At 63.3% G+C, this 24,664-nt stretch carries 22 protein-coding genes and 1 riboswitch; of the genes, 1 reads left to right on the top strand and 21 read right to left on the bottom strand.

Annotation, left to right across the window (positions count from 1 at the left end; genetic code table 11):
• Position 1 precedes the first annotated feature (1 nt).
• From C4N04_RS31610 to C4N04_RS20315, 21 genes are all read right to left on the bottom strand, one after another.
• Positions 2 to 178 carry a hypothetical protein gene (locus C4N04_RS31610; protein WP_158775574.1) on the bottom strand — a complete coding sequence of 59 codons (177 nt, stop codon included), beginning with the start codon at positions 176 to 178 and terminating at the stop codon, positions 2 to 4.
• Between the two features lie 212 nt (positions 179 to 390).
• Positions 391 to 2,010 carry a GMC family oxidoreductase gene (locus tag C4N04_RS20220; RefSeq protein WP_106796857.1) on the bottom strand — a complete coding sequence of 540 codons (1,620 nt, stop codon included), beginning with the start codon at positions 2,008 to 2,010 and terminating at the stop codon, positions 391 to 393.
• Between the two features lie 2 nt (positions 2,011 to 2,012).
• The gene (locus tag C4N04_RS20225) at positions 2,013 to 3,542 is read right to left on the bottom strand and encodes an FGGY-family carbohydrate kinase (protein WP_106796858.1); all 1,530 of its coding nucleotides are present in this window, start codon (positions 3,540 to 3,542) and stop codon (positions 2,013 to 2,015) included.
• 86 nt (positions 3,543 to 3,628) lie between these two features.
• On the bottom strand, positions 3,629 to 4,471 hold the full coding sequence (locus tag C4N04_RS20230; protein WP_106796859.1) for a class I fructose-bisphosphate aldolase: 843 nt from the start codon (positions 4,469 to 4,471) through the stop codon (positions 3,629 to 3,631).
• Complete coding sequence (locus tag C4N04_RS20235; RefSeq protein ID WP_199852490.1) at positions 4,444 to 6,192, bottom strand: glycerol-3-phosphate dehydrogenase/oxidase; 1,749 nt, start codon at positions 6,190 to 6,192, stop codon at positions 4,444 to 4,446. Before C4N04_RS20235 ends, C4N04_RS20230 begins: the two co-directional genes overlap by 28 nt.
• Positions 6,193 to 6,203: 11 nt before the next feature.
• Positions 6,204 to 7,199: an aldo/keto reductase gene (locus tag C4N04_RS20240; RefSeq protein WP_096765118.1), complete on the bottom strand. Its 996-nt coding sequence runs from the start codon at positions 7,197 to 7,199 to the stop codon at positions 6,204 to 6,206.
• Entirely contained in the window at positions 7,196 to 8,203 is a 1,008-nt protein-coding gene (locus C4N04_RS20245) for a sugar-binding transcriptional regulator (RefSeq protein ID WP_096765114.1), read from the bottom strand. The genes C4N04_RS20240 and C4N04_RS20245 overlap by 4 nt, the downstream gene beginning before the upstream one ends.
• Position 8,204: 1 nt before the next feature.
• A complete protein-coding gene (locus C4N04_RS20250) occupies positions 8,205 to 9,194 on the bottom strand; it encodes an ABC transporter permease (protein WP_179363951.1) in 990 nt (329 codons plus the stop codon).
• Between the two features lie 22 nt (positions 9,195 to 9,216).
• The gene (locus C4N04_RS20255; protein WP_106796860.1) at positions 9,217 to 10,743 is read right to left on the bottom strand and encodes a sugar ABC transporter ATP-binding protein; all 1,527 of its coding nucleotides are present in this window, start codon (positions 10,741 to 10,743) and stop codon (positions 9,217 to 9,219) included.
• Between the two features lie 61 nt (positions 10,744 to 10,804).
• Entirely contained in the window at positions 10,805 to 11,833 is a 1,029-nt protein-coding gene (locus tag C4N04_RS20260) for a substrate-binding domain-containing protein (RefSeq protein WP_096765111.1), read from the bottom strand.
• Positions 11,834 to 12,014: 181 nt separating this feature from the next.
• Positions 12,015 to 12,629, bottom strand: a complete 615-nt coding sequence (locus C4N04_RS20265; RefSeq protein ID WP_096765110.1) for a thiamine phosphate synthase — start codon at positions 12,627 to 12,629, stop codon at positions 12,015 to 12,017.
• Complete coding sequence (locus C4N04_RS20270; RefSeq protein WP_096765109.1) at positions 12,626 to 13,399, bottom strand: thiazole synthase; 774 nt, start codon at positions 13,397 to 13,399, stop codon at positions 12,626 to 12,628. The genes C4N04_RS20265 and C4N04_RS20270 overlap by 4 nt, the downstream gene beginning before the upstream one ends.
• A 1-nt stretch (position 13,400) precedes the next feature.
• Positions 13,401 to 13,598 (bottom strand): sulfur carrier protein ThiS, encoded by a 198-nt coding sequence (gene thiS / locus C4N04_RS20275; RefSeq protein ID WP_040112909.1) that lies wholly within the window; start codon positions 13,596 to 13,598, stop codon positions 13,401 to 13,403.
• The gene (gene thiO, locus C4N04_RS20280; protein WP_183595870.1) at positions 13,595 to 14,578 is read right to left on the bottom strand and encodes a glycine oxidase ThiO; all 984 of its coding nucleotides are present in this window, start codon (positions 14,576 to 14,578) and stop codon (positions 13,595 to 13,597) included. The genes thiS and thiO overlap by 4 nt, the downstream gene beginning before the upstream one ends.
• Positions 14,579 to 14,580: 2 nt before the next feature.
• Positions 14,581 to 16,413 carry a phosphomethylpyrimidine synthase ThiC gene (gene thiC, locus C4N04_RS20285; protein WP_106796862.1) on the bottom strand — a complete coding sequence of 611 codons (1,833 nt, stop codon included), beginning with the start codon at positions 16,411 to 16,413 and terminating at the stop codon, positions 14,581 to 14,583.
• Positions 16,414 to 16,508: 95 nt separating this feature from the next.
• Positions 16,509 to 16,640, bottom strand: a riboswitch (TPP riboswitch).
• A gap of 172 nt (positions 16,641 to 16,812) precedes the next feature.
• Positions 16,813 to 17,571, bottom strand: a complete 759-nt coding sequence (locus tag C4N04_RS20290; protein WP_040142925.1) for a glycerophosphodiester phosphodiesterase family protein — start codon at positions 17,569 to 17,571, stop codon at positions 16,813 to 16,815.
• Between the two features lie 26 nt (positions 17,572 to 17,597).
• Positions 17,598 to 18,479, bottom strand: coding sequence for an ABC transporter permease (locus C4N04_RS20295; RefSeq protein WP_106796863.1), 882 nt, complete (start codon positions 18,477 to 18,479; stop codon positions 17,598 to 17,600).
• 13 nt (positions 18,480 to 18,492) lie between these two features.
• Positions 18,493 to 19,419: an ABC transporter permease gene (locus C4N04_RS20300; RefSeq protein WP_040142929.1), complete on the bottom strand. Its 927-nt coding sequence runs from the start codon at positions 19,417 to 19,419 to the stop codon at positions 18,493 to 18,495.
• 10 nt (positions 19,420 to 19,429) lie between these two features.
• Complete coding sequence (locus C4N04_RS20305; RefSeq protein ID WP_199852493.1) at positions 19,430 to 20,416, bottom strand: ABC transporter ATP-binding protein; 987 nt, start codon at positions 20,414 to 20,416, stop codon at positions 19,430 to 19,432.
• Positions 20,413 to 21,408: an ABC transporter ATP-binding protein gene (locus C4N04_RS20310; RefSeq protein WP_077994141.1), complete on the bottom strand. Its 996-nt coding sequence runs from the start codon at positions 21,406 to 21,408 to the stop codon at positions 20,413 to 20,415. Before C4N04_RS20310 ends, C4N04_RS20305 begins: the two co-directional genes overlap by 4 nt.
• A 70-nt stretch (positions 21,409 to 21,478) precedes the next feature.
• Positions 21,479 to 23,113, bottom strand: a complete 1,635-nt coding sequence (locus C4N04_RS20315) for an ABC transporter substrate-binding protein (RefSeq protein WP_096763199.1) — start codon at positions 23,111 to 23,113, stop codon at positions 21,479 to 21,481.
• Between the two features lie 206 nt (positions 23,114 to 23,319).
• On the opposite strand from C4N04_RS20315, the gene C4N04_RS20320 reads away from it, so the two are divergent.
• A complete protein-coding gene (locus tag C4N04_RS20320) occupies positions 23,320 to 24,291 on the top strand; it encodes a sugar-binding transcriptional regulator (RefSeq protein WP_106796864.1) in 972 nt (323 codons plus the stop codon).
• Positions 24,292 to 24,664 lie beyond the last annotated feature (373 nt).

Raw genomic sequence — 24,664 nt, forward strand, 5'->3', positions numbered from 1 at the left:
GTCATGAAGTGGATTTGACGAAGCAGTTTGCCTCCGCCGCCGCATCCATATCCTTGCGACGGAAGTAGATCGCCCGTCCGCAGCTGTGGCGCTGCACGATGATGATCTGTTCGTCCGTGGCATCGCTATCAATCCCATCTGCAATCTCCCACGTCAGCAAATGCGGGGAGTGTGACATTCCAACTTTGCAGAAACAGGACACTTCAACTTTGCGGCTACAGGCGAATCTGGCGTAATCAACATTATGGAACTCGCCATGGAGCGAACGCGAAACGGCAGGGGCAGTGCCGGTCGCGCTGAAGCCAATGCCACCGGGATATCAATGCCGAGCCACCCTGGCGGGCATCGAGCGACGCGACGGCCGGTTGGTTGCGCGGGAGATGGTCCTCTCTAATCGCCTTTGATGATGGCTTCCGCCGCCTTCTCAGCAATCATGATCACCGGCGAGTTCGTGTTGCCGGAGACGATCGCCGGCATGATGGAAGCGTCGACGACCCGAAGCTTCGCTACGCCGTGCACGTGCAGCTGCGCATCCACGACCGCCATGGGATCGCTGCCCATCTTGCAGGTGCCGACGGGGTGGAAGATCGTCGTGGCGATGTCGCCGGCGCGGCGGATCAGGTCCTCGTCGCTCTCATATTCCTGGCCCGGCAGCATTTCCTGCGGATTGAAGCGGGCGATGGCCCTTGTCCCCATCAGTCTACGGGCGTGGCGGATGGATTTTGCCGCGAGCAGCCGGTCGCCGACCGTCGACAGATAGTTCGGGCGGATTTCCGGCGGCTGGCTGGCGTCGCTTGTCGTGACATGCACGGTTCCACGGCTTTCCGGCCGGAGATTGCAGACGGAAACCGTGACTGCGGGATAGCGGTGCAACGGTTCGCCGAGTCGGTCCGTGCTGAGCGGCTGGACATGATATTCGAGGTCCGCCGTGGCGACGGCGGGATCGCTTTTGGCGAAGATACCGAGCTGACTCGGCGCCATGGAAAGAGGGCCCGACCGGTTGATGGCATATTGAAGGCCCATTCCGGCGCGGCTGAAGAGGTTGTGGTAAAGCTGATTGAGCGTGCGCGCGCCTTCGATCCTGAAGACCGTGCGGATCTGCAGGTGATCCTGGAGATTTTCGCCAACGCCCTTCAGGGGGTGGCGAACCTGAATATCAAGGGCCGAAAGAACCTCCGGCCGGCCGATGCCGGAGAGTTCCAAGACTTTGGGCGAGTTGATGGCACCCGCCGACAACACGACCTCGCGGGCGGCACGGGCGATGCAGGACCGGCCGCCAAGCCGGAAGCGCACTCCGGAAACCGCCTTGCCGTCGAACTCCAGCCGTTCCGTCTCCGCCCCCGTCAGAACGCGAAGATTCCCACGCTTCATCGCCGGCCGCAGGAAGGCTTTCGTCGTGTTCCAGCGCAGTCCGCCCTTCTGGTTCACTTCGAAATAGCCCGAGCCTTCATTGTCGCCATCGTTGAAATCATCAGTCTTCGGAATGCCGAGTTCTTCCGCCGCATCGCGGAAGGCATCGAGGATCGGCCAGGAAAGGCGCTGTCGCTCGACGCGCCATTCGCCACCGGCGCCATGCATGGCGGATTTGCCGCGGTAATTATCTTCCGACTTCAGGAAATAGGGCAGAACATCGTCCCAGCCCCAGCCGGCGTTGCCGGCCTGCCGCCATCCGTCATAATCGGCCGCCTGGCCGCGCATGTAGATCATGCCGTTGATCGACGAACAGCCGCCGAGAAGTTTTCCGCGCGGATAGTTCAGTGCGCGGCCATTGAGGCCGGCCTCGGCGGCCGTCTTCATCATCCAGTCGGTGCGCGGATTGCCCATACAGTAGAGATAGCCGATCGGCACATGGACCCAGTGATAACGGTCCGTGCCTCCGGCCTCGAGCAGCAGCACCCGGGTTTTCGGATCGGCCGAGAGTCTGTTTGCCAGAACACAGCCGGCGGAGCCGGCGCCGACGATGATGAAGTCGTAGCTTCCCTCGTCTACCGGCGGTTCATTGCCTTGCATCGTCACGCAGCAGCTCCCGTCGCCGTAGGTGCGGCTGCCGAAAGCCGCCGCCAGAGCGGAGCCATGGCTTCCGCTATGTCATTGTAGAGCGCGTAGCGCCGGTCGTAATGCCCGGCGAGCGCGGCATTCGGCCGATAGTGCCGGTCGATACGCACCATGGCATCCGCGCCTTCCGTGAAATCGGCAAACAACCCCACTCCGGTTCCCGCCGCAATCGCCGCACCGAGAGCCCCGGTTTCCCTGGAGATGGCGACCGAAACCGGCACGCCGAGCACATCGGCAAAGATCTGCGGCCAGAGGCGACTGCGCGATCCGCCGCCCGACAGCACCGCCTGGTCCAAGGTCGCCCCCGCTCCGCGGAGCGTCTCGACGTGTTGGCGGTGGCCGAAGGCAACACCTTCAAGCAGGGCGCGTATCATGTGTCCCTTGGTGTGCCAGCCGGCAATGCCATAGAAGCCGGCCCGTGCATGGCCGTCCTGCTGGGCGCCGTAGAGATAGGGATGATAGAGCGGATCGTCGGCAGCCGGCTGGATTTCCGCCGCCAGTGCGCAGCAGGCATCGAAGGGCGAGGCGCCCTCCGCGTGCTCGCCGTAAAAGAATTCCCGCACCAGCCATTCGAGATTGGCAGCCGAAGTGGCGCTGTTTTCCATCGCCATGTAGCGCCTGCGATCGAAGGTCGAGGACATGAAGACGGGTCCGCCGAGATCAGGCCCGTCGATGATGACCTGGTTGATGCTCCAGGTGCCGGCGATGATCGAGGCGCTGCCGGTGCGCGAGACGCCCGAGCCGAGGGCCGAGGCGACGACGTCGAAGAGACCTGCGACCACCGGCGTGCCGGCGGCAAGGCCGGTCTCCGCGGCAACCCCTTCCGTCACCTTGCCGGCAATGTCAGCGCTTTCGATCAGCTGCGGCAGCAGGTCCATGCAGTCCCCGAGGCCGTAAGCTTCCATCAGCGTGCGGTCGTAACGGCGGGCGGCGAGATCGAGCAGCCCTGCCCCCGACATATCCGACATTTCGCTGACCCGCTCGCCAGTCAGCCGGTTGACGACGAGATCCTTGGAGCAGAACACCGTGCCGATGCGCTGGAAAACCTCCGGCCGATACCGTTTCAGCCAGGCGAGCAGGGTTGGCGTCTGCGAGGGCCAGGGCCGTTGGCGGGCGATCGGATAGGTGCGATCGCCGACAGCCTCGGCCGCCCATTCCTCGACGAGCCCGGTCGCCCGCGTATCGAGCGACTGGATGCCGAGGATGGGTTCGCCATTTCGATCCAGCACATACAGCCCGTTGCCGTGACCGGCGCAGCCGATTGCGGCGATATCGACCGCAGCAATGCCTGCCCGGTCGAGGCAGGTGCGGATGACGCGTTTGGCGTTGGCCCAAAGCTCGCCGAGATCCCGCTCGACATGGCCCGGACATGGCATGCGGCTATGCCCCTCCTCTCCCGCATAGGCCACTTCCCGGCCGGCACGGTCGAAGATCACCGCCTTGATGACGGTGTTGCCAGCGTCGAGCCCCAACAGATATTCTCCCATTGCGAACCCCTCCCAAGGTTCTGTCATTGCCTGCGCAATTCCAAAGATAAACCGCTTCACGCTTTTCCGGGAATTGCTCCAGCGCCTCAGCCTTGGCGATAGATCGCAACGGCTTCTTCGCCGCTCGCATCCTGGTGGATGATCGCCATCAGGCCGCGCACGACGGCGCTCGGATTGGCATGCTGATAGATGTTGCGGCCATAAACCATGCCCATCGCACCCTGCCGCATCAAGGCCGCGGATTTGGCGAAGACGGCGCCGAGATCCTCCTTGCCGCCGCCGCGCACCAGCACCGGGCATCGCGCCGCCTCGACCACGCGGTGGAAATCCTCCGCATTCGTCGTCGGATCGGCCTTGACGATGTCGGCGCCCATTTCGCGGGCGAGCCGCGTCAAGGTGACGATCTTGTCGGCATCGCCGTCGACCATGTAGCCGCCGCGCTCGGTGACCGGCTGCATGACGAGCGGTTCGATCATCAGCGGCATGCCGTATTTCTCGCAGTCCGCCCGGACGCGCGAAATGTTCTTCACGCACTGGCGGAAGAGATCGGGCTCATCCGGCAGCATGAACAGGTTGACGACCACGCAGGCGGCATCCATCTGCAAGGCGCCGACCAGCGGCTCCGCTTCGTTCTGCAGCACTGCCCACATGTCGCGGTGGCGGATGCGGTTATAGGGATTGCCCAGGTCGATGCGCATGACGAGCGCCGGCTTGTCCTTGCCGGGCAGATCCTGCAAGAGATCGGCCTGGCCGTAATTCATCTGGATCGCATCCGGTTTCGCATCGACCAGCGCCTTGACGACGGCCGGCATGTTCTCCAGCCCGTCGAGAAAGGACGGCTCGTTGCAGACGCCGTGATCGATCGCCACATCCAGGCAACGGCCGTTGCCGAACAGCCGGTTCATCCGGACCTTGCGGTTGTCTCGCATAATTCACTCCTTCGTTCGTTCCTTGCGGAAAGGGTTGCTTCGGCGACGCCGTGGCGCTCGCGCATGATGGTGAGAAAGCGGATGCGCTCTTCGGCGGCGCGCTCAGCCGACCAGCCTCTTTCGGCAGCCAGCAGGGCGAGCACGGCGTCAGCCATGTCGAGCGAGAGCTCGCCGGAGATTGCTAAGGTCGTGCGGCGCAGCAGCAGATCGTCCAGATGCTCGACGGCTTCGGCGCCGATCAAATAGTTGACTTCGCGGAGGCTGTAGCCGGCATGCGGCAAAGGATGGTCGGGGCCTGCCGCGATGAAGCCGGCGACATCCTCCGCATCGGTGCCATAGCGCTCGAAAAGGATCGCAGCGCGATCGATGGAAATACCCGTCGACGCCGCAAGGTCACGAACCCAGCCGCCGCCGTCTTTCGGGAAGGCACGCCCGCCGCCAAATGCCCTTTCCGCCGTATCGACGCGCCGTGGCCGGCCGAACCGTTCCAGCGCCATGTCGGCCGCCAGCTCACCGAAGGAGCGGAACGTCGTCCACTTGCCGCCGATCATGCAGAGCACGGGCGGGCCGCCCTCTTGGCTTTCGATCACGGTGCAGAAATGATCGCGCGGGATGCGTCCGGTAAAACTGTCCTTGCTGGCCGGCAGCGGGCGCACGCCGGCGAACTGGAAAACGATCTCTTCCGGCCGGATGCGGATGCCGGGCAGCACGAAGGCAAGCGATTGCAGGATATAGTCGCGCTCGTCGCGCTCGCAGCGCACAGCGCCGGGGTCGTCGACGCGAATGTCCGTCGAGCCGACCAGCACCTTGCCGAGATAAGGAAAGAGGATGCAGATGCGCCCGTCCTCGTTCTCGTAATAGATCATGTGCCCGTCGAGCATGTCGCGGAGCGCGGGATTGTCGATGATGAGATGCGACCCCTTGGTGCCGCCCATCAGCGGGGCAGGCCGCGCGGCTTCGGGAAAGAGCGATCCGTTCGCGATGTCGATCCAGCCGCCGGTCGCGTTGACGACCAGCGTCGGCTGGATGCGAAGCGTCTCCCCCGTGATGCCGTCGCGCAGCAGGAACTCCCCCGCCCCGGCCTGCTCGATCGTCGCATAGTTCAAGGCCCGGGCTTTCGGGCCGGTCGACAGGCCGTCGCGCAGCAGCTCGATTCCGATCCGCTCCGGATGGCTCACCCAGGCGTCGTAATAGGTGGCGGAACTGCGGATCCCGGGATTGAGCGCCGGCCATTTTGCCAGTGTCGCCCGGCGTCCGCGGAACTGGTGGCGGGGCACCAGCGCGCGCTTGCGCGTCAGGAAATCGTAGATGGCAAGGCCGGTCTTGATGGCCACGGCGCCGCGGCGGCTCGGACGGCGGGTGAGACCGAGGAAGCGCACGATGCCGTTGGCAAGGCCAGAGAAGATGTCGAACACAGGAACTGTCGTCGGCAATGGCGCCACATAATGGGGAGCATTGCGCAGCAGCCGGTCTCGCTCGACGAGAGACTCCTGCACGAGGCTGAATTCGCCATTCTCCAGATAGCGCAGCCCGCCGTGGACCATGCGCGAGAGGGCGGCACTCGCGCCGGAGCAATAGTCGCCCTGCTCGACGAGCAGCACGTTCACGCCCTGCAGCGCCAGCTCGCGAAAGACGCTGAGCCCGTTGATGCCGCCGCCGAGGACGCAAACGTCCACCTTCGGGCTTTGGCGAAGCCCGTCCATTGTTTCCACACGGTTCATGATGGCGTCCGTTATCCGTCCATGGTGGCCAGCTGCGCCGATATGGCGGTGTCGATAGCCGCGAGATCGGCGGTTGAAAGGCGAAGCGTTCCGGCCCGCGCATTGTCGAGCGCCTGCGCCGGGTTTCTCGCGCCGCAGAGCGCGAAGGTTACGCCCGGCTGTGCCAGTGTCCAAGCGATGACCGTCTGCGCGATGCTGGCGCCGTGGCGTTCCGCCACAGGCCGGATCGCCACGGCAAAATCCTTGGCCTTGCGCCGGTTGGCGACGGAAAAGCGCGGATTGTCCTTGCGCTGGTCGTCGCCAGAAAACACGCGCTCAGGCCCGATGGCGCCGGAAAGCAGGCCGAGCGCCAGTGAGGAATAGCTGAGCGTCGATACGCCGTTGGCGATGGTGAGCGGCAGCAGGTCCGCCTCGATCTGGCGATCGATCATGCTGAACCGCTCCTGGATCGCATCGAGCGAACCGGTCGCGATATACTGCTCCAGCTCCGGCCGGTCGACATTGCTGGCGCCGATGGCGCGGATCTTTCCGGCCTGTTTCAGCTCTTCCAGCGCCGCGACGGTCTCCTCGATCGGCGTCGTCGGGTCCTGCCAGTGGGTGATGTAGAGGTCGATATAGTCCGTGCCGAGGCGGCGCAGACTTTCCTCCACCTCGTGAACGATCGAGTCCCGCCCGAGATGGCGGTGCACCGGCTTGCCGTCCTGGTCGAAGAAATGGTTGCCCTTCTGCGTATGCCACACCAGCCCGCATTTGGTGGCGATCACCGCCCTGTCGCGGCGTCCGGCGAGCGCCTTGCCGACGATTTCTTCAGATCGGCCCATGCCGTAGGCCGGCGCCGTGTCGATGAGGGTGACGCCGGCATCGAGCGAGGCCTGGATCGCGGCGATGGATTGCGCCTCGTCCGTGCCGCCCCACATCCAGCCGCCGATCGCCCAGGTGCCGAGGCCGACGGCCGAGGCTTTGACGCCGGAGCGGCCGATTTCGCGGGTCAACTGTTCGCCGCTCATGCGGAAAATCCTTCCTCGGATGCGAGTTCGAGAATGCGCGCGCCCGTCGCCTCGTCGGTGACGAGCGTATCGAGGTGCTTGCCGCGCAGGATGCTGAGGATCGGCCGGGCCTTGTTCGGGCCGCTGGCGACGCCGATCTTGGTCGGGATCGAGGCGAATTCCGGCAGCGTCAGCGAAACCAGCGACCGGTTCAGGCTGTAGTCGCAGACGCGGCCGTGATCGTCGAGCAGATGGGCGAGCAGTTCGCAGCTGGCGCCCGAACGCTCGATCGCCTCGCGATCGGTGCTGGAGGAAGGGTGCAGGTCGTAGTAGCTCGAATCATCGGTCAGGATCGAGCCGATGCCGACCACCGCGACTTTCGCTTCCCGCGCCCGCCGGAAGACGTCGGCGACGGAGCGCATATTGATCAGCATCGACCGCTGCTCGGCGTCATCGGCAAAGAGCGGCGCGTGGATCTGGTAGGAACGCCCGCCGAGCCGGTCGGCCATCAGCGTTGAGACGTGGTTGACGTCGGTATAGTGCTTGCCTTGCACGCAGCCGGTGGCCGGGATGACCTCGACATCGAAGCGGCGCGGCGCCTGGAGGCCGGCGACGACGGCGCTGACGCCCTTGCCGCCGGTGATGCAGATCGTATCGCCATCGGCGATTTCTTCGAGCAGCAAGCGGGCCGCCGCCTCGCCGACCGCCTGCAGCGCGGTCTGCGGATTGTCGGAGACTGTGGGGACCACGACCGCGCGGCTGATGCCGCCGAGCGCCAGAAGCCGCTCCTCCATATCAACAAGAGGTTCGATCGGCGATTTGATCTTGATCTCGACCAGGCCGAGCTGCCGGCCCCGCTTGATGAGGCGGTTGACGGTGGCGTGCGAGATCCCGAGCCGATCGGCGATCTGCGCCTGCGTCAGACCCTCCAGAAAATGCAGGACGAGCGACTGGTGCATCTGGCGGGCGATGACGATTTCTTCGCGCGGGGCTGTCGTCCTGGGTTTCAGTTTGGCGATCGGCATGTCAGGCGGCCTTCCGCTTGTGAAGGAAATGGTCGATGGATACGGCGGCAAGCAGGATGCATCCTTTGATCATGTCCTGCCAATAGACGGAAACGTTTAGCAGGATCAGCGACGAGGTGACGAGGGAAAGAAGCGCGATGCCGAGAATGGCCCCGAGGATGGTTCCCGAGCCGCCGTTCAGCGAGGCTCCGCCGATCACCGCGGCCGCGATGATGTTCAGCTCCATGCCGACGCCGAACGTCGGCGTCGCCGCGCCGAAGCGGGACATGTAGATGACACCGGCGACGCCGGCGAGCGTCGAGCACAGCACCGTCACCCAGAATTTCACCTGGTTCGTCTTGATGCCGGAATAGAGCGCCGCCTTTTCATTGCTGCCGGTGTAGAACACCTTGCGGAAGGCGGTCGCCCGGCGCAGCAGGAAATCGAACAGGATGACGACGGCGACGAAGATCAGGATGACATAGGGAATGCCGTAGAACGTGCCCTGCCCCACTGCCTTGAAGCCGGCCGGCAGCGTGAAGAGCGAGAGCGGCGTGCCCTTGGTGATGATGAGGCAGAGGCCACGCACGATCACCATGCCCGCCAGCGACGTGATGAAGTGGTTGAGACCGACGACGGTCACGAAGAAGCCCATGATGGCGCCAATGGCACTGCTGGCAAGAATGCCGGCAAGCGAGGCCGTCCACGGATCGAGGCCGGCGAGAAAGAGCGAGCCCGAAAGCACCATCGCGAAGCAGACGACGGAGCCCACTGCAAGGTCGATGCCGCCGACGATGAGCAGGATCGTCATGCCCACGACGACGATGCCCTCCACGGAAAAGCTCATCAGCATGGCGCGGAAATTGCCGAGTGTCAGGAAGTGCGGCGAGGCGAAGCTCATGATGATGCCGAGCGCCAGGATGATCGCGATCAGCCCTGCCTCGCGCATCGTGCCAATGCGTTTGAAGGACGACGTCCTGGGCAGGTCTGCCGCCATCGTGTCGATTGCCATTTCCCTCTCTCCCATGTTCTCTTCACGCGGCATGGTCTGCCGCCCTTGCGCTGCCCATGCCGGAAGCAAGGCGGATCACAGCCTCTTCCGACATCTCGTCGGCGCCCAGCTCTCCCGCGATGCGTCCCTCGCGCACGACCAGCAGACGGTCCGAAAGACCGAGCAACTCCGGCATTTCCGACGAGATGACGATGATGCCGATGCCCGAGCTGGCAAGCTCGCGCAGCAGCCGGTGGATCTCCGCCTTCGCGCCGACATCGATGCCGCGCGTCGGCTCGTCCATCAGAATGACTTTTGGCTTCACCGCGAGCTGCTTGGCGATCGCCACTTTCTGCTGGTTGCCGCCGGAAAGCGATTTCACCGGCGCCTCGATGCCGCTCATGCGCACGGCAAGCCTTCGAGCGAAATCATCTGCTAGCGCGGCCTCCGCGCGGCCGTTCAGCAGCCCGACCGAATTGGTGAGCGCCTTCAGGTCCAGCACCGATATGTTCTGCGCGATGGACATTTCGAGAAAGATGCCCGACCTCTTGCGGTCCTCGGACAGGTAGACGATGCCGGCTTTCACCGCATCCGAATAGGTGCGGATCGGTTGCGCCGTGCCGTGCAGGCGGACGGTTCCTGCCGTACGCGGCCGCAGTCCGCAGATGCCTTCGGCGATTTCGGTGCGGCCGGAGCCAATAAGGCCGCCGATGCCGAGGATCTCGCCCTTGCGCAGGCCGAAGCTGACGTCGTGAAAACGCACACCGTCACTGATGCCGTCGATCTCGAACATGATCTCGCCTGAGGTTTCGCCGGCGCCGAGCTTGTCTGGATAGAGCTGCGTGATCTCGCGGCCGACCATCCGGCGCACCACCTCATCCGGCGTCACGTCGGCAATGCGGTCGGTGCAGACGTAGCGGCCGTCGCGAAACACGGTGATCCGGTCGCAGAGGCTGAAGATTTCCGCCATGCGGTGGCTGATATAGATGATCGAAATGCCGTTCGCCTTGAGGTCGCGGACGATCGAGAACAGCTGTTGCGCCTCGGTCTCGGTCAGGGCAGCCGTCGGTTCGTCGAGGATGAGCACGCGGCAGTCGAGCGTCAGCGCCTTGGCGATCTCGACGAGCTGCTGGCTTGATATCGGCAGGTCGGCGACCTTGCGGCGGACATCGATTGCGGCAAGCCGGTTCATCACAGCCTGGGCGTCGCGCTCCAGCCCGCGGTAGTTCATGAGCGGCGCCCGGCGACGGTTGGTCGCCGCCATGAACATGTTTTCGGCAACCGTGGCATCGGGGCAGAGCGCGATTTCCTGGTGCACCAGGCCGATGCCCAGAGACTGGGCGGCGGCGGGAGAGGAAATGCGCACAGCCTTGCCGTCGACGCGGATTTCGCCTTCGGTCGGCTGCAGCACACCGGCGATGATGTTCATCAGCGTCGACTTGCCGGCGCCGTTCTCGCCGCAAAGCGCATGGACTTCACCGCGCTCGAGGGTGAAGTCGACATCCGTCAACGCCTTCACCGCCCCGAAATGCTTGGTGACACCATGAATGGTGAGCACGGGCTCCGCCATCATCTTCCTCCTCTCCATCTCGGCCATCCGCACCGAAAAGTGCGGATGGCCTGTCGGGATCTTATTCCTCGATGCCCTTCGTGCCGCGATGCTTCAGGTACTTGTCCCAATAGAAGTCGTCGGCATTTGCGGCGGTCACGATGGAGAGGCCGTTGTCGACGACCGGGATGCTCATCGGGTTGAAGCCCGAGCGCTTGGCGTCGTTCATCGGGTCGATCAGTTCCGGGTGCTTGGCGAGCCACAGCAGCATGAAGCCCATGTAACCCTGCATGCCCTGGTTGGGGTTGATCGAGCCGAAGACTTCGCCAGCCTTGATCATGTCGAGAATGTTGGCGTTGACGTCGGCGCACATGACGAGGACCTTGCCGCCGGTTTCCTTGTTGGCCTGCGCGGCGCCGATCGCCGAATTCGCTTCCGGCATGAAGACCGCCCCGAGGTTCGGATTGGCCTGGATGAGGCTGGAAAGCCCTTGATAGGCCTTGGTCGGATCCTGGTTGGATGCGGCGCGGCCGACGAGCTTCATATCAGGCCACTTCTCTTCCATGCGGGCGATGAAGGCAGCGATGCGCTTGTCGTGGTTGTCCTGACCGGGATTTTCCAGAACGGCATATTCGCCCTTGCCGCCCATCTTCTCGGCGATCGCATCGGCGGCATAGGTGCCTTCGCGGGTGTTGTCCGAGGTGATGAAGGAGACGCGCTTGGAGAGCGGCGAGTCGGCGGCGAAGGTGACAACCGCGGTGCCTTGGCCGATGGCGCGGTTGATCGGCTCGATGAACGGGTCGGAGTTCATCGGATGAACGAGAATGCCGGCCGGATTTTGCGCCAGCGCCTGATCGAAGGTGGCGATCTGCTTGTTGACGTCATATTCCGGTGTGCCGGTATATTCCGTTTCGCAGCCGAGTTGTTGCCCCGCCTGCTTGAACATCTCGTAGACGGGGAACCAATATTCGACACCCGAAACCATAACATTCATGACGTATTTTTCGCCCGGCTTGCAGCGGAACGGGTTTTCCGTTCCCGCGCTTGCGGCGCCGGCGATAAACGTTGCAGCAAGAACCGCCATTGCGGTCGTGGTGAGTAAAGTGCGCAAGAGTCCTCCTTGAGGCCGAAGCCTCTCCCAAAAGCCCGAGAGCGCCGAAAAGCGCCGCTGATCGTGTTGAAGTCCGGACTTCCTCCTCGACGTCCGGTATGGGCAGCTAAACGTAAAGCTCGAGGGCTGTCAATATAATTCACTATCTGAAATATATTTCAGAAGGATCAGGTGCGGCGTCTCAACCGACAGATCGCCAAGGCGCGGTCGCGGCCAGCCACTGTCGTGTGCGGGCCTCGGGATCCGGGTTGCGAGTGATATCGGTGACCACGGCAGCGCTATCGGCGCCGTTTTCCAACACCAGCGGCGCGCGTTCGGCGGTGATCCCGCCAATGGCAACGAGCGGCATTGGTCCGACGCGCCGTCGCCAGTCCGCAAGGCGTTCGACGCCTTGCGGCGCCCATTTCATTTCTTTGAGGATCGTGGGCCAGACCGGCCCAAGGGCAACATAGTCCGGCGCGGCGGCCAGCGCGGTTTCTAGTTCTGATGGATCGTGCGTGGAAAGGCCGAGCTTCAGGCCGGCGCGGCGAATGGCAGCCAGTTCGGCCGCCATCAGGTCTTCCTGCCCGAGATGAATGAAATCGCATCCCTCATCGATCGCCAGCCTCCAGTAATCGTTGATGATCAATTGGCAGGCCGCTGCCGTGCAGGCCGCTTTCGAACGCCGGATCTCCTCGCGAAGCACCGGCTCCGGCCGGTCCTTGATGCGCAGCTGGACGAGTTTGACGCCGAGCGGCACCAGACGCTCGATCCATTCGGCGCTGTCGACGATAAGATAGAAGGGGTCGAGCTTCATGAAAAGACGGCCTTTCCGATGACGGGAGTAGAAGGAACGGCCATGTCGCGCGGCTCCAGCGGCACGGCGTCATTCGTGAGGCGGCCGGCATCGATGGCAAGTGCGAAGGCCTCGGCCATGGCGGCAGGGTCGCCTGCGCCGGCAACGGCAGTATTGAGAAGAACGGCGTCGTAACCGTACTCCATGACGGCGGCGGCATGCGACGGGCGGCCGATGCCGGCATCGACAATGAGTGGCATGTCAGGAAAATGTGCTCGGAATGCCCGCAGCGCCATTGGGTTTACCGGTCCCATGGCGGAGCCGATCGGCGCGCACCAGGGCATAAGAACGCGGCAGCCGGCGTCCAGCAGCCTTTCGGCGACGACAAGATCGTCGGTCGTATAAGGGAAGACCTGAAAGCCCTCGCCGGTGAGGATGCCCGCCGCCTCGACGAGGCCGAAGACGTCGGGCTGCAGTGTATCGTGATGACCGATCACTTCAAGCTTGATCCAGTCGGTGCCGAAGACTTCGCGCGCCATCTTTGCCGTCAGCACCGCCTCCTGCACGCTGTGGCATCCGGCGGTATTCGGCAGCACGCGTACGCCGAGCTCGCGGATCAGCTCGAAGAAGGCGCCACCCGCCTTGCCGCCGGCGGCCTCGCGCCGAAGCGAGACGGTGACAATTTCGGCCTTCGAGCGTCTCACGGCTTCTGCAAGGACGGCGGGTGACGGGTAGCGGGCGGTGCCGAGCAGCAGGCGCGAGTGGACTTCAACATCATAAAGTTTCAGCATCTCAGCCTCCTTGCATCGGTGAGAGAATTTCGATGCGGTCGCCTTCGCCGAGCCTGAAATCGGCGCGGTCCTCGCGGTGCACCAGCTCGCCATTGACGGCAGTTGCCAGCCAGCCGCCTTCGTAGTCCAGAGCGAGAAGCAGGTCTGCGAGCGTCGCGGCCGCGACCTGCTGTTCCTCGCCATTGATGATGAAGGTCATGACGCCCTCCTTTCCGGTTGTCCTTGTTCTGTGAGAAGACGCCGCGCCACCTCGCCGGCCATCGCCGGCGCCAGCAGAAAGCCGTGGCGATAGAGGCCGTTGACATGGAGGGTGGATCCCTCCTGTGTCACACGCGGCAGATTGTCGGGATAAGCGGGGCGCACGCCTGCGCCGGTTTCCGTGACCCGTGCCTCGCCAAAGGCGGGATGCATCGCATAGGCGGCGTTCAGCAACTCCATCAGCGAACGCGCGGTAACCGGGCCGGCATCGTCGCTTTCGATCATCGTCGCGCCGACCATGAAGCGGTTTTTCTCGCGCGGCACGATGTAGATCGGGTGGCGGGGATGCAGCAGGCGGACGGGGCGGGAGAGACTGAGCTCGCTTGTTTCGAGGCAGAGCATCTCACCTCGAACACCGCGCAATCCGGGCAGCCGGCCGATCTGGGCGGCACCGGTGCAGTCGATCACCCAGTTATAATCGACATCCGCTTCGCCGGGCTCGCCGAACGTCAGGCGCATACGGGCATCCTCAAGTCCTGCTGCCAAGGCCGAGAGCGCCTGTCGCGGATCGAGATGCGCTTCCTGCCGGAAGAACAGCGCCCTGCGGAAGCGGCCGGCGAGATCAGGCTCCAGTGCTACGATCGCCGCCTCGTCCAGCCATTCCCATCCACTTGTCCGGCGGGAAAAGCGGTCGAGCTCGCTGGCATCGCGCCCGCCCGCCACGACAAGCGTTCCCCGGCGTTTGACATGACCCGGCAATGCCGCCTCCCACCAATCGGCGGCCAGCCGGCCGAGCGTCAGCACCGGCTCCTCCGCGCTCTCCCGTTCGCACCACGGGGCCAGCATGCCGCCGGCAAAGCCGGAAGCGCCGGCGCCGACCTCGCCCGCCTGATCAGCGACGCTGACCCTGAAACCGTGCCGATAGAGCTGCCACGCAACGGTGAGGCCGGCAACGCCGGCCCCCTTGACGAGAACGCGCATTGTCATTCTCCGGCGGGCGTTTTCGTCGCCTCTGCGACCGGCACGTAGAGATCGCCGCCATCGCGGTACTTGGCCGCCATCGCTTCCAATCCCTCTTTCTGAGCTTCGGCGCGAATGTCGTGGGAAATTCGCATGGAGCAGAATTTCGGGCCGCACATCGAGCAGAAATGCGCCACCTTGTGCGCCTCCTTCGGCAGGGTCTCGTCGTGGAAGGAACGCGCCGTATCCGGGTCGAGGGAGAGGTTGAACTGGTCCTCCCAGCGGAATTCGAAGCGCGCCCGCGACAGCGCATCGTCGCGGATGCGGGCGGCCGGATGCCCCTTGGCAAGATCGGCAGCATGCGCTGCGATCTTGTAGGTGATGACGCCGGTCTTGACGTCGCTGCGGTCGGGCAGCCCCAGATGCTCCTTCGGCGTGACGTAGCAGAGCATGGCTGTGCCGAACCAGCCGATCATGGCTGCGCCGATGCCGGAGGTGATGTGATCATAGCCCGGCGCGATGTCGGTCGTCAGCGGTCCGAGCGTATAGAAGGGCGCTTCGCCGCAGACCTTGAGCTGCTTGTCCATATTCTCTTTGATCTTGTGCATCGGCACATGGCCGGGGCCTTCGATCATCACCTGGCAGTCCTTCGCCCAGGCAATCCTTGTCAGCTCGCCAAGCGTTTCCAGCTCGGCAAATTGTGCTGGGTCATTGGCATCCGCGATCGACCCCGGACGCAAACCGTCGCCGAGCGAGAAGAAGACGTCATAGGCACGGCAGATGTCGCAGATTTCCTCAAAATGCTCGTAGAGGAAACTCTCCTTGTGGTGATGCAGACACCACTTGGCCATGATCGAGCCGCCGCGTGAGACGATGCCGGTGACGCGATTGACGGTGAGCGGGATATAGGCCAGCCGCACGCCGGCATGGATGGTGAAATAATCGACGCCCTGCTCGGCCTGTTCGATCAGCGTATCCCGATAGACTTCCCAGGTCAGATCTTCGGCAATGCCGTTGACCTTTTCGAGCGCCTGGTAAAGCGGAACAGTGCCGATCGGAACCGGCGAATTGCGAATGATCCACTCCCGGATGTTGTGAATGTTGCGGCCGGTGGAAAGGTCCATGACCGTGTCGGCGCCCCAGCGGATCGCCCAGACCATCTTCTCCACCTCTTCCGCCATTGACGAGGTGACCGCCGAATTGCCGATATTGGCGTTGATCTTCACGAGGAAGTTCCGGCCGATGATCATCGGTTCGGTCTCGGGGTGGTTGATATTGGCGGGGATGATCGCCCTGCCCTCGGCGACTTCCCGGCGCACGAATTCGGGCGTCACGAAATCCGGAACATGCGCGCCGAAGCTCTCGCCGTCGCGCGCGAGCGCCTCCTTCGCGGCCTGCCGGCCGAGGTTTTCGCGGATCGCGATGAACTCCATTTCCGGGGTGATAATGCCGGCACGCGCATAGGCGAGCTGGGTGACGGCGCGGCCGGCCTTTGCCTTAAGCGGCGTGTTGCGAATGGGAAATTCCGGCGTCAGCCGCTCGCCCGTGGCAAAACCATTGTCTTCAGGCTTCACCACACGGCCTTCATAGGCTTCGACGTCGCCGCGCGCCCTAACCCAGGCCTCGCGCAAACGCGGCAGCCCGGCGTCGATGGAGACCACATGGGCCGGATCGGTATAGGGGCCGGAGGAATCATAGACCGTAACCGGCGGCTCGCCGGAGGTCGGGTGAAGGCTGATTTCGCGCATCGGCACGCGCAGATCCGGATAGAGGGTTCCGGGTTTGACGATCTTGGTCGAGGCCGGAAGCGAGCCGGTGGTGACGACGGGGGTAAGCTGGGGTGCAACAATATTCATGGATGAGGCTCCAAGGTTTGACGTTTGGAGACCCAGTTCCAGTGTTGGAATGATGGAAGGACGCCTTGCGCGACAAAGCGAAAATCCGCCCAACAGCCGCAGCGTCCGCACCGTCCCTACGCCAGTATGAACTGGATCAGGTTCAACGGGTCACTGCGCCACAATCGGCAAAGCCGAATCGTCTAGCAGAATCTCAGCCCCTTGCCGGGACACCCCTGGTGAATGTTCGCCATCAAAGACCGCAGCGGCGCTTGTGTCAAGCCACGGCTGATGTGTTCTCGTCCAGCCCTTGAATTCTGGGCAACCCCGCGAAGCGATGAGTCGCAGGGAGGAACCGTTTCATCTTGGCTGGCGACTCGCCGCTTTTGAAGCCGGCACAAGATCGCTTACAATCCGCGGCTAGGCCGGTTCGAATTGCGATCGAATTTCAGAGCGAAGGCGGAGCGCCAGGTCGGGGCTGTCGGAGGTCAGGTGGCCGATTCCACGCTTCAGCCAGGCGCGGATCAGCGTTTCATCGTTCAGCGTCCAGGCGCAGAGCCGTTCCAATGGAAGCTTCTGCCTGATGAGCGGCCATTCCGCCGCCATCAGCTCGTGATGAATGGCGACGATATCGACGAGACCATCGACCCTTTCGAGAAAGGCCCGCAATCCGCCCTGCTTCGCAGCCCATTCAGCATTCACAGAGACGAGGCGGGCGATATTTGGCGCCGCACGGCGGCACTCCTCAAGAAGAGGAACGTCGAACGAGGTTAAATGGCAGCGTGCGGCAAGACCGAAGCCTTCAATTTCGGCGGCGACTTTTTCGACGATGCCGGGATAAGGCCGCCCCTTTTCATCTGATTTGATCTCCACATGGAGCTGCTTGTCGCCACCGGTGACGAGCACCGAGAGCACGTCCGCAAGCGTTGGCACAGTGTCATCGGAGCCTTCAAGATGGGTCTCGCCACGCAACTCCGGCGTCAGCGCACGAACCGGCCCGGTTTTGTCCGTCGTGCGATCCAGCGTCGCATCGTGGATGACGACCAGCTCGCCAGAATTGGTGAGGTGTACGTCGAATTCCACTGCATCGATCTCGAGCGCAAGAACGTTTCGGAAGCCCGTCAATGAGTTTTCGGGCCATAGGTTGCGGGCGCCGCGATGGCCGGTGATCTTGTTCATGGAGTTCTCCTCAAAAATGAGACGGATCAGCGAAGAGTGGGATCAAGCTTGTCGCGCAGCCAGTCGCCGACCAGCGAGATCGCAAGCGTGGTCATCATGATCACGAAGGCCGGCGCCAGCATGATCCAGGGTGCGCGCGTCAGGTACTCGCGGCCAAAGCCAACCATGTTGCCCAGGCTGGTCTCCGGCGGCTGCACGCCGAGACCGAGGAAGGAAAGCCCGCTTTCCATCAGAATGATCTCCGGGAAGGTGAGCGTCATCGAGACGATCAGCGTCGAGGCGACGTTCGGCAGGATATGGTTGATGTAGACGCGCGCCGGCCTCGCTCCGAGCTGGACGACGGCGGCAGCATAGCCCTGCGCGCTTGCCGAGATCGCGAGCCCGCGGGCGATGCGGGCATAACGTTCCCAGCCGTAAAAGCCCATCAGGCCGATCAGCAGCGGCATCGAAGAACCGAAGAACGCAAGAACCGCGAGCGACATGATGAGGAAGGGCAATGCCGCCTGGAAATCAGCGAGCACAAGCACAAGATGCTCGACCGCGCCGCGGAACTTCGCAGCAGCAAAGCCAAGCGCCGTGCCGAAGACGGCCGAGATGATCGTGGCGCCGAAGGCGATGGCAAGCGAGACCCGGATCGACTGAAGGAGCCGGGAGAGGACGTCGCGGCCAAGCTCGTCGGTTCCGAGCAGATGGGCGGGATTGCCCGGCTGCGACAGGCGGCTGCGCAAATCCATGGCGGTGATGCCGTAAGGGCGGATCATATCGGCGCAGAATGCTACGAACACCATGGCCGCAAGCCAGCCGATGGCGAATGCGACGGAGAAAGGCACGCGCCGCAACTGTCTGATGAAGCGGATGAGGATGGATACTTCGGACGATCGCGGGCGGGCGGTGTCGGTGACGCTCATGCCGGGCCTCCTGTCAATGGGCGCTTTGGCTGCGAAGCCGCGGATCGAGCCAGCCATAGAGCAGATCGACGATGAGGTTTGACGCGACCATGGCGGCGGCGACCATCAGCAGGATGCATTGGACGACAGCGAGATCGCGATTGGACACGGAGACGACCAGCAGGCGGCCGATGCCAGGCCATGAGAAGATCGATTCCACTACGACTGCACCGGCGATCAACGAACCGACCATGAATCCGACGATCGTGACGATCGGCACTGCCGCGTTCGGCAAAGCGTGGCGCCAGACGACGTCCGGCCACTTCATGCCTTTGGCGGATGCCGTGCGGATATAGGGCTGGCTCATCACTTCGATCATCGCGCTGCGCGAGAAGCGCGCGAGAATGCCGATTCCGCCGATGCTCAGCGTCAGTGTCGGCAGGATGCCGTGCTGCCAGGTGTCCTGCCCACCGGAGGGCAAAACGCCGAGGGTGATGGAGAAGATCAGCACCAACAGCAGCCCCATGACGAAGGAAGGGATAGTGAAACCGAAAATTGCCGCCAGGATGACGCCCCGGTCGACCGTGCTCTGGCGGTGAAGGGCGGCGTAGACGCCGGCCGGAATCCCGATCACCAGCTTGAGCAGAAGCGCCGGCACGGTGAGCTGCAATGTCGCCGGAATGCGTTCGATCACCAGCTGGATGGCGGAGGCCTTGTCGCGCATGGAGACGCCGAAATCGCCGGTGAAAATCGATTTTATATAGGCAATGTACTGGATCCACAGCGGCTGATCGAGACCCCAGGCTTTGCGGAAGGCATCGACCGATTCCTGCGGAACATCCGGGCCGAGCATGACCTGGGCCGGATCGCCGGACATGCGCAACACGACGAAAGCAAAGGTCAGCACCGCGAGAATTGTCACAAGGGCACGAAAAAGACGGATGAGAGCGAAACGCAGCATGGCTTTCCCCTTACGCGGCGACCGGCTGGCCTGCGCCGGCGACCATGTGGCAGGCCGCGCTCCGGCCTTGCGCAACCTCTCGAAGCAGCGGCGCGCTTGTGCGGCAGATATCAGCCACCAGGGGGCAACGCGGGTGGAAGGCGCAACCGGATGGGCGGTTGGCCGGGTTCGGTGGTTCGCTCTGCAGGATGACCCGGCCGATGAGCGGCTTGCCCGGTACCGGCACACTGGAGACCAGCGCATTGGTGTAGGGATGCATCGGCGTCTGAAAGATGACATCGGACGACGCCTCTTCGACGATCCGCCCGAGATACATGACCGCAACCCGGTCGGCGACGTTGCGCACCACCTTGAGGTCATGGCTGATGAAGATCATGGCGATACGATGCTGCTCCTGGAGGTCCCGGAGCATGTTGACGATCTGCGCCTGAATTGACACGTCGAGGGCCGAGACCGGCTCGTCGCAGATCAGAAGTTTGGGGCGCGAGGCGAGCGCGCGGGCAATGACGGCGCGCTGCCGCTGACCGCCGGAGAGTTCGTGGGGATAGCGCCCCGCCTGATCCGGCCGCAGCCCGACGGCAGCCATCAGCTCGGCGACACGCGTTGGCCGATGCTCCTTCGGTACCAGCCTGTGAATCGCAACCGGTTCGCCGATCTGATCGGCGATCGTCAACCGCCGGTCGAGGGCTGCCAGCGGATCCTGGTAGACGAGCTGCATCTTGGCGCGTAGCGCCCGCCATTCCGGTGTGCCGAGCCTGGGCATCGGCCTGCCCTCGAAGAAAGTCCCGCCTCCCTGCGGCGGATCGATCCCGAGCAGCAGGCGGCCGAGCGTCGATTTGCCGGAGCCTGACTCTCCCACCACACCGAGCGTTTCGCCGGCCATGACCTTGAGTGCAATTCCGTCGACGGCCCGAACCGGCGTCATCTTGCCGAACGTGCCCTGGCGCACCGCGTAGGTTCTGACCAGATCTTTGGCTTCGATCAGAGGTTCGCTCACGATGCGGTCTCCAGAGCGTGCATTGCAAGCCGGCGTGTCGTTCCGACCGGGTGATGGCAGGCAAGAACGCGACCATCGGCGGTCGAACGCAGGTCCGGCATGCGGATCCGGCAGTCCATGGCGACATTGAAACACCGGGGAGAAAAGGCGCATCCGTCCGGCATGTCTTGCGGATGCGGAACGATCCCGGGAATCGGAATAAGCCGATCGCGCGGGCCGTCGAGCCGCGGAATGGCGTCGAACAGGCCGCGCGTATAGGGGTGCTGCGGGCTCTCGAAGAGGGCTTCGATCGCACCCTGCTCCACGATGCGGCCGGCATACATGACGCAGGCGCGTTCGCAGACCTGGCTGACGGCGCCGAGATCGTGGCTGATGAAGATCGTCGCCATGCCGGTTTCGGCGCGAAGCTCGATCAAAAGATCGAGGATCTGCGCCTGAATGGTGGCGTCGAGGGCGGTGGTCGGTTCATCGGCGACGAGGAGATCCGGCTCACCGGCGAGCGCCATGGCGATCATCAGGCGCTGACACTGGCCACCGGAAAACTCATGCGGGAAGAGATCGAAACGGCGGCGCGCATCGGGAATGCCGACCATGTCCATCAGGCGCAAGGCCTCGCTCCCGGCCGCCGCGCCGAACAGACCGCGATGGATGGCCAGCGCCTCGGTAATCTGCCGGCCGATGCGGAGAACAGGATTGAGCGAACTCGACGGATCCTGAAAGATCATGGCGATGCGCTTGCCGCGCACACCCTCCAGCACGGGGCGCGCGCTGCCGAGGATTTCCTGTCCGTCCACGCGAACGGAGCCTGTGACCGTCGCCTTGCCCGGCAGGAGCCCGAGCGCCGCCAGCCAGGTGACCGACTTGCCGCAACCGGATTCGCCGACGAGACCGATCGCCTCGCCGCGGCGGACATCGAGATCGATGCCGTGCAGGACCTGGACGCCGTCGAATGCGACCTTCAAATCGCGCAGTTCCACAAGGTTGGAAACCATCGGAGCTCACCTCCATTTCAAATAGACGACGCCGGCCGCGAATAGGCGGCCGGCGCGGGAAAGCATTTGATCAGGCGTTCCAGTTCGATGCGCGGAAGTCCATGGCGAAGGCAGGCGCAGCCTTCCACTTGAGTGAGGACTTCATGCCGGTAAAGACGGCGTTCTGGTGCAGGACCTGGTAGACGGGATCTTCGCGCTCGCAGATTTCAAGCATGCGGGCGATCGCCTTCTGGCGCTGAGCCCTGTCGGTCGAAGTCTCGAGCACGACGGAGAGCTTGTTGACCTCATCGTTCGTCCAATCCTTCTTCTGCTGGACTTCGCCGTTCGGGCCGAACTGGACGACCAACGGGGTGATCGGGTCGTTGATCGTGTTGGAAGCCGACCAGTCGCGCACACCCTTGACGCCCTGCGGATCGTGGATCTGCGCCCAGTTTTCCTTCATCTGGATTTCGACGTTGAGGCCGACCTGCTTCCACATCTCGATCATGATCTGCGCATTGGCGGTCTGGTTCGTATAGTAGTTGTTCAGCAGGCGGTAGGGGATCGCGTCGCCCTTATAGCCGGCGTCCTTCAACAGCTTCTTGGCCAATTCCGGATCGAATTGCGGGGCTGCCCATCCATCAACGAACATGCCGGAGGTCTTGAAGGAGTCGAACTGCAGACCGGCGGGAACGACAGTCTTTCCAGCCCATAGCGCTTCGACGATCGCCTGGCGGTCGATCGCGTGGGTCATGGCACGACGCACGAGGGGATTGGCCAGGATCGGGTTCTCAGTGTTGAACACCGAGACGCGGTGATTCCAAATGGTCGAGCTCTGGACTTCAAGGCCCGAAACCGACTGGATTGCAGAGATCTGATCAGGCGGCAGATCGCAGGCGAAGTCGTATTCACCGGAAAGCAGGCCGTTGACGCGCGAGGCCACTTCCGGAACCTCGACGAAGCGGATCTGCTGGAGCGGCGGGCGACCGCCCCAATATTCGTCGAAAGCAACGAGCGTCAACGACACGTCCGGCTTGTATTCGCCCACCATGTAGGGCCCAGTCGTTACTGGCTTGCGGGCCCATTCGGCGTAGCTCTTGGCTTCATCCCAGGCGCGGCGGTTGGTTATCTGGCTGCCCATGGAATAGAGCCGGCCTTCGAGCGTCACGTCCGGCGTCGCATTGTGAAAGCGGACCGTGTACTTGTCGACGACTTCGACACCGGCGAGTGCGGGCCAAAGACGGCGGGCCACACCCGGGACGGTGGCCGGGAGTTCTTTGACGGTGGTCGGCTTGTTGTCGGCCTCGAAAATCGTCTTGCCGCCCTTCGGCTCGGTATTGCCGAAAATACGTTCCCTGGAGAAGGAGAAAGCCACGTCCTCGGCGGTCATTTCGTCGCCATTGTGGAACTTAACGCCTTGGCGCAGCTTCAACTCCAGCGTCTTGTCGTCGATGCGCTTCCATTCCGTGGCCAAGCCCGGTACCGGGCCCTGGTTGCCCATCCAGTCGCGCAGGATCAGACCCTCCCAGAAATTCGGGAAGAACACCCGCTCGCCGACATTCGACTGCTCGTTCCAGACATCCAGAGTATTGTTATTGGTGATCTTCTGAACGGCGATCGTTACCGACGGACGAACGGCCTGGCTGAACGACATACGGGGCAGGACGATGCTGCCGGCTGCTGCCGATAGCAATCCCAACGCATGGCGGCGGTTGATAGAAAGCATGGGTCTCTCCTGTTGAAACAATGGTCAAAACCGGCAAGCCGCGCCTTCGCCGGGCGGAAGGCCGCCGCTTGGGCGTGGCGTGAAATCGACAGACGAATTTTTTCGCCGGGCGGCTAGCGTATTGATGCCCCTTTACCGCGCCGCCGACTTCGCGTAGCTCTAGGTTACAAATGTTACGCTCATGTGACATTTGAGAGGATCGTAATTTGTCCAATCAACAGCTCATGGTGAGGGCTTCGTGGCTCTATCACGTCGAAGGCCTGACCCAGGCGCAGATTGCCGAGCGGATGCTTCTGACCCGGCGCCGCGTGAACGAACTGCTTGCCGCGGCGCTGGACCAAGGCATCGTCCGGATCAGTTTCAACTCGCCGCTGGCAGAGAATGTCGAACTGGAAGCCGAGTTGCGCAACCGATTTGGTCTTCGGGACGTGGTGATCGTCCCTACTCCCGTCGACAAGACCCAGATGCCGGTCGTGATCGGCCGCGCCGCCGCGATGTTTCTCGAGCGGCTGATCCAGGCGAGCGAGCCCTCCTCGCTCGGCGTCGGCTGGGGCGCGACCCTGCGGGAGACGGTACAGCACATGGCGCCCGCCAATGCGCCTGGCATCAAGGTTCGCTCGATGATGGGAGGGCTGACCCGTGGATCGGAGATCAACACATTCGAGATCGTTCGGCGCTTTGCCAAGGTGTTGAACGCTCAGTGCCATTATCTTGCGGCGCCGATTTATGCTGATGATCCGGGCTCCAGAGATACGATCGTTGCGCAGACGGTTTTCCAGAGCTTGCTCCGCGAGGCCACGGCAGTGGACATATCAATCCTGAGCGTCGGCGATGTATCGTCGGAATCGTTGCAGGTTCGATATGGGCTGCCGACGGGAACCGATATTAGTGAACTGACCGAGGCAGGCGCAGTCGGCGATCTGCTTGGGCGATATCTGGATGCTGAAGGCCGCGAGATAGATCATCGGCTAAACCGGCAGGTCATCTCCCCCGAGCTTATCGACTACCGCCGGGTTCCGAACCGCCTGCTCGCCTCCGGAGGCGATCACAAGCGGAAAATTTTGTCGGCCTGTCTTACGGCCGGCCTCGCCACGGCCATTATCACCGACGCCGATAGCGCAGTTTGGCTTCTCGGCAAGCAGGGACCAAAATCCGCGAGCGTTGCGAGGGATGACTAGACTTTGTGGCTGCGAGAAGGAAACCGGAAGGCCAGGAATCTGCAGCCAAGGGAAGTCCCGGCGCCAGGTAGTCGATGCGCCCTTCGCGCGCCGCACGAATAGGCGCGCAATCTCCGGTCATATCAACCAATGCCAACCATGCGGGCCATCGGGTGGGCGAACCCGTGCTGCGTAGGAGAGTGCACCGGCGGCCGTAGCGGCGCCGGTCGCCCAACATTGATTGTGGATGGGCCGGCTTTACCGGCCCATTTCGCTCGCGCCCCTTGGACGCGTGCTCCATATTCTCTCGCTCACGGCCAGGTGACAGCGACCGCGCGTTCATCGGTCCGACGGCACCGGCTCATCATCCTGTCGCAACGCGATTTCTGCATTC

Source organism: Rhizobium sp. H4 (genome assembly GCF_003013335.1).
GTDB lineage: Bacteria > Pseudomonadota > Alphaproteobacteria > Rhizobiales > Rhizobiaceae > Rhizobium > Rhizobium sophoriradicis.

Coding starts and splice junctions, on each gene's coding strand:
- C4N04_RS20310 (WP_077994141.1), bottom strand. CDS start 21,408: ATGGTTTCCAACCTTGTGGAACTGCGCGATTTGAAGGTCGCATTCGAC.
- C4N04_RS20225 (WP_106796858.1), bottom strand. CDS start 3,542: ATGGGAGAATATCTGTTGGGGCTCGACGCTGGCAACACCGTCATCAAG.
- C4N04_RS20250 (WP_179363951.1), bottom strand. CDS start 9,194: ATGGCAATCGACACGATGGCGGCAGACCTGCCCAGGACGTCGTCCTTC.
- thiS (WP_040112909.1), bottom strand. CDS start 13,598: ATGACCTTCATCATCAATGGCGAGGAACAGCAGGTCGCGGCCGCGACG.
- C4N04_RS20245 (WP_096765114.1), bottom strand. CDS start 8,203: ATGCCGATCGCCAAACTGAAACCCAGGACGACAGCCCCGCGCGAAGAA.
- thiC (WP_106796862.1), bottom strand. CDS start 16,413: ATGAATATTGTTGCACCCCAGCTTACCCCCGTCGTCACCACCGGCTCG.
- C4N04_RS20220 (WP_106796857.1), bottom strand. CDS start 2,010: ATGCAAGGCAATGAACCGCCGGTAGACGAGGGAAGCTACGACTTCATC.
- C4N04_RS20270 (WP_096765109.1), bottom strand. CDS start 13,399: ATGCTGAAACTTTATGATGTTGAAGTCCACTCGCGCCTGCTGCTCGGC.
- C4N04_RS20255 (WP_106796860.1), bottom strand. CDS start 10,743: ATGGCGGAGCCCGTGCTCACCATTCATGGTGTCACCAAGCATTTCGGG.
- thiO (WP_183595870.1), bottom strand. CDS start 14,578: ATGCGCGTTCTCGTCAAGGGGGCCGGCGTTGCCGGCCTCACCGTTGCG.
- C4N04_RS20295 (WP_106796863.1), bottom strand. CDS start 18,479: ATGAGCGTCACCGACACCGCCCGCCCGCGATCGTCCGAAGTATCCATC.
- C4N04_RS20235 (WP_199852490.1), bottom strand. CDS start 6,192: ATGAACCGTGTGGAAACAATGGACGGGCTTCGCCAAAGCCCGAAGGTG.
- C4N04_RS20240 (WP_096765118.1), bottom strand. CDS start 7,199: ATGAGCGGCGAACAGTTGACCCGCGAAATCGGCCGCTCCGGCGTCAAA.
- C4N04_RS31610 (WP_158775574.1), bottom strand. CDS start 178: ATGTCACACTCCCCGCATTTGCTGACGTGGGAGATTGCAGATGGGATT.
- C4N04_RS20230 (WP_106796859.1), bottom strand. CDS start 4,471: ATGCGAGACAACCGCAAGGTCCGGATGAACCGGCTGTTCGGCAACGGC.
- C4N04_RS20315 (WP_096763199.1), bottom strand. CDS start 23,113: ATGCTTTCTATCAACCGCCGCCATGCGTTGGGATTGCTATCGGCAGCA.
- C4N04_RS20300 (WP_040142929.1), bottom strand. CDS start 19,419: ATGCTGCGTTTCGCTCTCATCCGTCTTTTTCGTGCCCTTGTGACAATT.
- C4N04_RS20265 (WP_096765110.1), bottom strand. CDS start 12,629: ATGAAGCTCGACCCCTTCTATCTTATCGTCGACAGCGCCGAATGGATC.
- C4N04_RS20290 (WP_040142925.1), bottom strand. CDS start 17,571: ATGAACAAGATCACCGGCCATCGCGGCGCCCGCAACCTATGGCCCGAA.